The sequence below is a fragment of the Thermosipho sp. (in: thermotogales) genome (assembly GCF_020054775.1).
Classification (GTDB): Bacteria; Thermotogota; Thermotogae; order Thermotogales; family Fervidobacteriaceae; genus Thermosipho; species Thermosipho africanus.
In genome coordinates this window covers 1-8056 of sequence record NZ_JAIHAP010000081.1, presented here as the reverse complement: position 1 = coordinate 8056, position 8056 = coordinate 1, and the positions used below count along the sequence as shown (strand labels likewise).

At 32.9% G+C, this 8056-nt stretch carries 8 protein-coding genes; all 8 read right to left on the bottom strand.

Going from position 1 to position 8056, the window contains the following annotated elements; translation table 11 throughout:
• Positions 1 to 690: early set domain-containing protein (locus tag JG780_RS09785; protein WP_287570409.1), on the bottom strand; the 690-nt coding region annotated here is incomplete at its 3' end.
• A 93-nt stretch (positions 691 to 783) separates the two neighbouring features.
• Positions 784 to 1110 (bottom strand): Na+/H+ antiporter subunit C, encoded by a 327-nt coding sequence (locus JG780_RS09780; RefSeq protein WP_004100808.1) that lies wholly within the window; start codon positions 1108 to 1110, stop codon positions 784 to 786.
• The gene (locus JG780_RS09775; protein ID WP_287570407.1) at positions 1104 to 2366 is read right to left on the bottom strand and encodes a proton-conducting transporter transmembrane domain-containing protein; all 1263 of its coding nucleotides are present in this window, start codon (positions 2364 to 2366) and stop codon (positions 1104 to 1106) included. Before JG780_RS09775 ends, JG780_RS09780 begins: the two co-directional genes overlap by 7 nt.
• A 29-nt stretch (positions 2367 to 2395) precedes the next feature.
• Positions 2396 to 3583 (bottom strand): 6-phosphofructokinase, encoded by a 1188-nt coding sequence (locus tag JG780_RS09770; protein WP_287570405.1) that lies wholly within the window; start codon positions 3581 to 3583, stop codon positions 2396 to 2398.
• Between the two features lie 74 nt (positions 3584 to 3657).
• Positions 3658 to 4809, bottom strand: coding sequence for an iron-containing alcohol dehydrogenase (locus tag JG780_RS09765; RefSeq protein WP_287570402.1), 1152 nt, complete (start codon positions 4807 to 4809; stop codon positions 3658 to 3660).
• Positions 4810 to 4813: 4 nt separating this feature from the next.
• Positions 4814 to 5269: a flavodoxin domain-containing protein gene (locus tag JG780_RS09760; RefSeq protein ID WP_012579885.1), complete on the bottom strand. Its 456-nt coding sequence runs from the start codon at positions 5267 to 5269 to the stop codon at positions 4814 to 4816.
• 2 nt (positions 5270 to 5271) lie between these two features.
• The gene (gene era / locus JG780_RS09755) at positions 5272 to 6171 is read right to left on the bottom strand and encodes a GTPase Era (protein ID WP_004100821.1); all 900 of its coding nucleotides are present in this window, start codon (positions 6169 to 6171) and stop codon (positions 5272 to 5274) included.
• A gap of 1 nt (position 6172) precedes the next feature.
• Positions 6173 to 8056: phenylalanine--tRNA ligase subunit beta (gene pheT / locus JG780_RS09750; RefSeq protein ID WP_287570400.1), on the bottom strand; the 1884-nt coding region annotated here is incomplete at its 5' end.

Below are 8056 nucleotides of genomic sequence, written 5' to 3'. Positions count from 1 at the left end.
TTTGAAAACTTCAAAATATCCATTTTCTCCACCAAATCCATCATCTACAAATGCAGGTGCGTTTTCATCAACAACCCATTCACTACCATTTACAACAAATTTGTATTGGTACTGTCCCTCATCAAGTTCAAGTACAGCTTCCCACAATCCATCATCAATTTCATAGCATTCAATATCTTGGGCATCCCAGTTGTTAAAACTTCCTGCAATTGTTACATAATCTGCTTGTCCATCATATTTAAATCTAATTACAACATACCCTTCTTCATCAACAAACATCATTTCAGGATCAAAGTTTTCATTGATTCTAAGTGCTGGTTTTTCAACTTTTTCTTGTAAAACAACAAGTGTTCCATCTTTGTCAACCAAGGTAAATATACCATTTTTACCTCCAAAACCATCGTCTACATATCCTGGAGCTTCACTATCTTCTTTCCAATTTTTTCCTTCAATAACGTACTTGTATTGGTAAGTCCCTGGCTCAAGCTCAAGAGAAACTCTCCAAACACCATCCACCTTTTCCATAGCAAGTGTATTAGGAGACCAATTGTTAAAAGTTCCAGCTAGATACACTACTTTTGCATCTAATGCTTCGTTAAATGTAAATACAACTTTTCCGTCTTCAACAAAGACCTTAGAAAATGAAACAAGAGAAAGTACAAGAATTATAACAATAAAAAACTTCTTCATAAGCATCCTCCTTCCTTTTTTGGAAATATTTCCAAAGAAAATTATACAAAATTTATCAAAAATAAAAAAGAAAAGATTGTGAAAAGTTCCAAATTAATCTTTCTCGATTTTCACAATGTCTGTTTTTTTCTTTTTTTCAACAACAAGCATGCTAATCATTAAAAGGAGAGAAAGAGTAGCAAAACCAATAACAATGGAGGTAATAATAACTGCTTGTGGGAATGGATCGGCATAATTTTTAACACCTTCAGTCTTTATAGGATAATATTCACCTGCTTTTGAAGCAATTACAACAAACAAATACACAACCCCAGTATTTAAAACATCCAACGCTATAACTTTGGAAATTATATGTCTTTTAAACAAAAGACCGTATATAGAAAGTAAGATTATAACAAATGGTGGTATAAAATCTACCATATAACCCCTCCAAAGAGTGAAAAGATAGAAACAGAAAATGTCATCAAAGTCAATATAGTCTCAGTGGTAAATGATAAATCTAAATTTATATTTAACAAAAATCCTACCAGCATTCCCAAAATTACAACAAACGACTTTAAGTTAAAATATGGGAAAATTAAAATAAGTGATGCTAAAAACAAATAAACAAACTTTTTTTCAAATCTAAAATCAATTTTTACTTTTAAAATCTTACCTGCGTAAATGGAAGATAAAAATGAAATTAAATATGAAAACAATCCATGAATCATTTTACCTTTTACATAACCACCCAGTGTTAGGGAAAAACCTGAAAGAGATAGCAAACAAATAAGCATAGTTAAAAATAAAAGAATATTAACTTCCCTTTTTATTCTTAAATCTCTTTTTTGATATCTTGTCGTCAAAAATAGTATTGCTTTAGAAATCCCATGAGAAAGGACATAAAGAGGTGCAAAAAATGGGTTTAAAAGCATCAATCCAATTTGAGACATTGAACTATAGGCAAGAACTTTCTTCAAATCTGAAGATATAATTGAAAAAAACACTCCAAAAAGAAATGTTATTGTCCCAACAATAAAAAACTCATTTTCACCCGATATTCTAAGTAGTGGAAAAAGCGCAGATTGAGTATATATACTAGAAAGCATAGCAGAAACCTCAGGTTCAACATTGGAATGAACTTCAGGAAGCCACATTCCAAACAAAAAAATACCAGATTTTGAAAAAAGAGCCGCCTTTATTAAAAAACCTGGAAAACCATTAACATCTAGTATATCAAAAGTACCATTGACATAATAATACATGCCAACTCCAATAAGATAAAAACTCATTGCAAGAGAACTTGCAAATATGTATTTTAATGCTGTAAGTTTATGCTCAAACTTTTCAGATGACAGTATTAAAAGAGTTATTAGCAAAGTTATTGTTTCAAGCAAAACATAAATATTAAATAAATCGTGAGAAATAAAAAGTAAATTCAAAACTGGATGCAAAAGAGAAAAGAAAAAATATGTATTTTCATTTCCATGTTTAACCAGTTGAAAAGAGACTAAAATAGTAACTACAATATTAGTTAGAATAAAATAAAAAGAGGAAGAATCCATAACAAGACGGACTCCTCCATATCCATTTAAAACTATATCAAACCTTTGAAATAAAAGATATATAGAAGAAAGTGGAATTATAAATAACGTATATCTTGTTTTTTTAATAAGGTAAAGTGTAAATACAAACAATATCTGAAAAATTGAAAATACAACGAAGGCTATTGCTGCTCTACCTCCTCAATTATCAAATAATCAGGAAGACCATTTTTAAACGGCGGGAAAAATTCTCCCTCAATTAACGGTTTTGCATACTTTATAAATTTATCAGTCACTTCAAATTCGTTATGAAAATCTTCTGGAAGGTATTTTGTCTGTTCTGCAACCTTATTCAATTCTACAGTTTTTAATTCAACCTTGTATGGATCATTACTTATTCTTTCAATAGTTACCATTACTCCTGAGACACCCGAAAGCGCTAACCTTACTGCTTCTCTTCCAACACCTTCTGCTTCTTCAACATCTGTTTTACTTGCTATGTGCCTTCCACTTCTTTGAAGATAATCAGGAATTGCAACGTGCGTTTTCAAAGAAAGTTCTGACCTTACCATACCTGCTATTGTAAAACCTACGCCGCCAAGTTGTCTATTTCCAAAACTATCCGTATATCCCATATCAGCAACAAAAAATCCATCTTCGTACTTTATACCCTCAGAAACCGCTATTGAACAATACCCTTTTTTTCTTATTGTTTCATCTACCTTATCAAGAAACCTCTCTTTGTTAAAAACAACTTCCGGGAAAAGAATAATATCCGGTCCTATACCGTTTAACCAGCCAAGTCCGGCAGCAGCCGCAAGCCAACCAGCATGCCTTCCCATTATTTCCATTACAAAAACACGTGTTGAATCAGCATACATGCTTCTCAGATCAAGAGTAGCCTCCATCATTGCAGTTGCTATATACTTTGCAGCTGAACCATATCCTGGACAATGGTCAGTATAAGGCAAATCATTGTCAATAGTTTTTGGAACACCTATAACCTTGAGCGGAAAGTTTCTCTTTTGAGCTTCGTTATGCAACCTCCATGCTGTATCCATAGAATCATTTCCACCATTATAAAAGAAATACTCTATTTCATACTTTTCGAAAATTTCAAATAATTTATTGATATCCTCTTGATTTTTTAGTTTTCTTCTACAAGAACCAAAAGCTGCTGAAGGCGTATATTTAAGACCTTCTATATCAATGTCATTTATTCTTAAAAGATTTTCTCTTAAAACACCAGAAATCCCATGAATACCTACATATACCTCAAGCCCCGCTTTTTTAGCTTCATCCAAAACTCCATATGCCGATGCATTGATAACACTTGTTACTCCACCTGATTGTGCGTATAAAACCTTCATTTAACTAATACCCCCTTTTAAAGTTATTATACCACACAATAGAATAAATAAAGGTTCCAGCACTTGCTGGAACCTTAATATGCTATTTCTAATATCTTTTTAATATCATCTCTTTCAAGCTTTTTTAGTCTACCCATAGGAGCCATTTTTGATGCAATTTCGGTTAATTTTTCAATATCTTCTTCCTTAAAGCCAAGTTCTTTCAAAGTTGTTGGAGCTCCTATCTTTTTATACCAATCACTTAGTGCATTTATTGCTTCTTCAGGTTTGCAATTTTTCAATCCAAAGATATTTTCGCCAAATTGGACAAATCTTTCTGGTGCTTGATTACACACATATTTCATCCATGCAGGAAAGACTACAGCAAGTCCTGCACCATGAGCTACATCAGGATTTAGTGCACTAAGAGCATGTTCTATAGCGTGAGATGACCAATCTCCACCTTTATGTCCAAGGCCAGATACTCCATTTAAAGCAAGGGTAGTAGAAAGGGCAAAATTAGCTCTGGCATCGTAATTTTTAGGATCATCAAGCAAAACTTCAGTAGTTTGCATTATAGTCTTTATTATACCTTCATCAATTCTATCTGTTAAAGAAACTTCTTCACCATCAAAGTAATACTCCATAACGTGTGATATAGCATCAACGGCGCCATTTACAAGTTGATTTTGTGGCAAAGTATATTGAACTTCTGGATCAACCACAGAAACCTTTGGATAAACGTGAATTGAGCTAAAAGAAAATTTTTCAAGTGTTTCTTCGTTTGTTACAACAGAATTGCCATTCATTTCAGTTCCCGTTGCAGAAAGGGTTAATATAGCATATAAAGGCATAGCTTCTTTTACCTTTGCTTTTCCAGAATAAAAGTCCCAAACATCTCCTTCGTATCTTACACCTGCAGCAACCGCCTTTGCACTATCTATTACACTACCACCACCAACCGCAAGTATTGCATCCACATTCTCATTTTTTGCAACAGAAATTGCTTCCTTGACCTTAGACAATACTGGATTAGGTCTTACTCCCCAAACTTCAATCTTTTCAACACCATTTTCTACAAGTGATCTTACTACCTTTTCATATACTCCATTCTTTTTAATAGAACCCCCACCTGCAAGAAGAAGGACCTTTTTAACGTTATCCTTTTTTAAATATTCTCCTATCTTTTCGACGGTATTTTTTCCAAAAACAAGTTTTGTTGGGTTATAAAACACAAAATTTTGCATATTTTTACACCTCCCCTTCAAGTTTTTCAATTAAACTATTCACCCATTCAAAAACTTCTTTTTTCTCTTTTAAATTTACCTTTTTAATCCATCCTTTAAACACCGCGCTTTTAAACATTAGATTTTCTACTTTGCTTTCAAGTGCTTTTAGATATTGCTTTTCAATATATGCCTTACCTGCTTTCCCAAAAATTTGAGCCATACATACTATGAACAGAGCTAATTTTTTTGTACTTAATTTATCCGAATATTTTTGTAGAAAATCAGTTATGCTCTTTAAAGGTTTTTCGTAGTAAATAGGAGAGCCAACAACAAACAGATCATATGAAAAATCACCATTGAATTCATTAACCTTAAAGACATCTACAACTGCACTATTTTCCTCAAAAGCCTCTTTTATCCACTTAGCAAAAAGCTCCGTCGATCTTCTTTTAGTATCATATATTATACATACCCTCATATTTAGTCTTTTAAATCATCTCTCATTCCAATTTCATTTAATATAATAAAGTCCTTATTACGCCAATCTTTTTTCACCTTTACATGCAAATCAAGGAAAACTTTTCCGCCAACAAGATATTCTATTTCTTTTCTTGCCTCCTGGCCAATTGTTTTTATCATATTTCCTTTTTGACCAATAATAATTCCCTTCTGGCTATTTCTATCAACGTATATATTTGCGCGTATGTACAATACCCCATTATCTCTTTCTTTTATTTCTTCTATTATGACAGCAACAGAGTGTGGAACCTCTTCGTATGTATGATGAAAAATCTTTTCCCTTATTATCTCAGATGCCATAAAAGATAATGGTCTATCAGTTATCATATCTTCAGGATAGTATTGAGGCCCCTCTTCAAGATTTTCAACAATTAGATCTAAAAGTTCTTTTATTCCTTCTCCCCTTACAGCAGAGGTCTTTACTATGCCCACACAATTTTCAAGACTATTCTTTATTTCATTGTAAATTTGCTCAACCTTTTTAGCATCTACAAGATCAATTTTATTTATTACACCTATAGTTTTTGTCTTTGATTGATTTACATAATCAAAGACAAACCTTTCTGGTTTTCCAACTCCTTCTTTTGCATCCACAACGGTCAAGATTAAATCAACACCTTTTAGTGCACTTACTGCTGCCTTAACCATGTATTCTCCAAGCCTGTACAATGGCTTATGTATTCCAGGTGTATCTACGAAAATTATCTGAAAATCATCAGTAGTATGTATAACGTTTATTCTATTTCTAGTAGTTTGCGGTTTATCTGAAACAATTAAAATTTTCTTGCCAACTATCGCATTAACAATAGAAGATTTTCCTACATTTGGCTTTCCAGCAAGTGCGACAAATCCTGATTTCATATCAGACCTCCTCAAATCTCAATTTCAATGGGTATTTGTATATCAAATCTTTCTTGATCTTTTCCCAGATCTTATTTACCTCATCCTCACTTAATGTTTTATCTTCTGCTCTAAACACACAATAAACAGTCACGCTCTTGTATCCTTCTTCTATTCCTTTTCCAGTATAAACATCAGATATACCAGCTTCTTCAACGTATTTATACTTATAAAGACCTTCAATCACTTTTCCCATCAAAAAGTCATTTGGGACAAGAAGTGAAACATCACGTCTTACAGATGGAAATTGCGAACTTTCCCTGTATTCTGGAACCTCCACGTAATTTTCATACAACGGTTGAGTCGATATTTCTAGTGCGTAAACTTCATCTTTTACATCGTAGAATTTATCCATCATCTCATCATCGAGCATTCCCATAACACCTATTTCTTGGCCATTTAATAGAATCCTTGCACACCTTGTAGGAACAAATCCCTCAACTTCTGCTGGCTCAAATTCAAATTTTAGGTTGAACTCCTCTGCCAAATTCTCAATGTACCCTTTAAAAGTATAAAAGTCGATCATTCTTTGATCTGTATAATCTCTTTTATTAATCCTTCCAGTTGCAACAAACGCTAATTTTTCAACATCTTTAGGTTGGCCGTTTTCTTCAATAAATACCTTCCCAACTTCAAATAGCTTTACATCTCTATTTTGCCTTTTGTAATTATACGAAAGAGAATCAAGAAGCCCATATAATAGCGATGGTCTCATAACAGCCATCTCTTCATTAATTGGATTTGAAATTCTTACGCTAAAACCGGTAAAGTTCCATTTGCCTACTATATCATTTGATACAAAAGACAAATTCATTGCCTCCAAAAAGCCTTCCGCTTTTAATGCATCTTTTAATTTATATCTTAGCTTTTGATTTTTACTTCTTGAATTGCTGTTTATCAATATCCTAAAAGGTTCACTTTCTATCTTTTCCATCCCGTATATTCTCGAAATCTCCTCTACAAGATCGATAGGTCTTGTAACATCAAAATACCTATACGTTGGAACAAATACTTTATTACCTTCTACCTCAAAACCTAATCTACCTAGAATCTTTTTTTGTACATCTTCTTCAATATTTTCTCCAACAACCTTGTTTGTAAAATTAAAATCAAAATCGATCTCAGTTCTATCAATCTTTCTTGGATAAAGATCTAGAATATCAGTAGGTGTTCCACCCGAAAGTTCTAAAATAAGCTCTGTAAGCCTATTTATAACATATATTGCATCGTTTGGATCTACACCTCTTTCAAATCTATAAGAAGAATCTGTGATAATTCCGTGTGCTTTTGATGTTTTTCTTATTCTAACAGGATCGAACATAGCAACTTCAAGGAGAATATCTTTTGTATCATCCTTTACTCCTGATTCTTCCCCACCCATTACTCCACCAAGTGCTAATATCTTTTCACCATCAGTTATCAATACTTCTCCACCCAAAAGCTTGTATTTGTTTTCATCCAAAAGTAGTACCTCTTCTCCGCCTTTTGCATCTTTTACAACTATCTTAGGAACGTTTTTCAAATCAAAAGCATGCACTGGATGGCCAGTTTCAAGCATTACATAATTTGTGATATCAACAATGTTGTTTATTGGTCTTAATCCAGCTGCAATTAGCCTTTTTTTAAGCCACATAGGACTCTCTTTTACCGTAACATTCCTTATAACCCTTGCAGTATATCTATAGCAACCATCGCTTTCAATCTTAATTTCAACTGGAAATTTTTCTTTCCCTTCTATATTCTTAATTTTCAAATTCAAATCAACATCATAAATTGCAGAAACTTCCCTTGCAATACCTATAACGCTGAGACAATCAGGTCTATTTGGTGTAATTTCTATATCAAG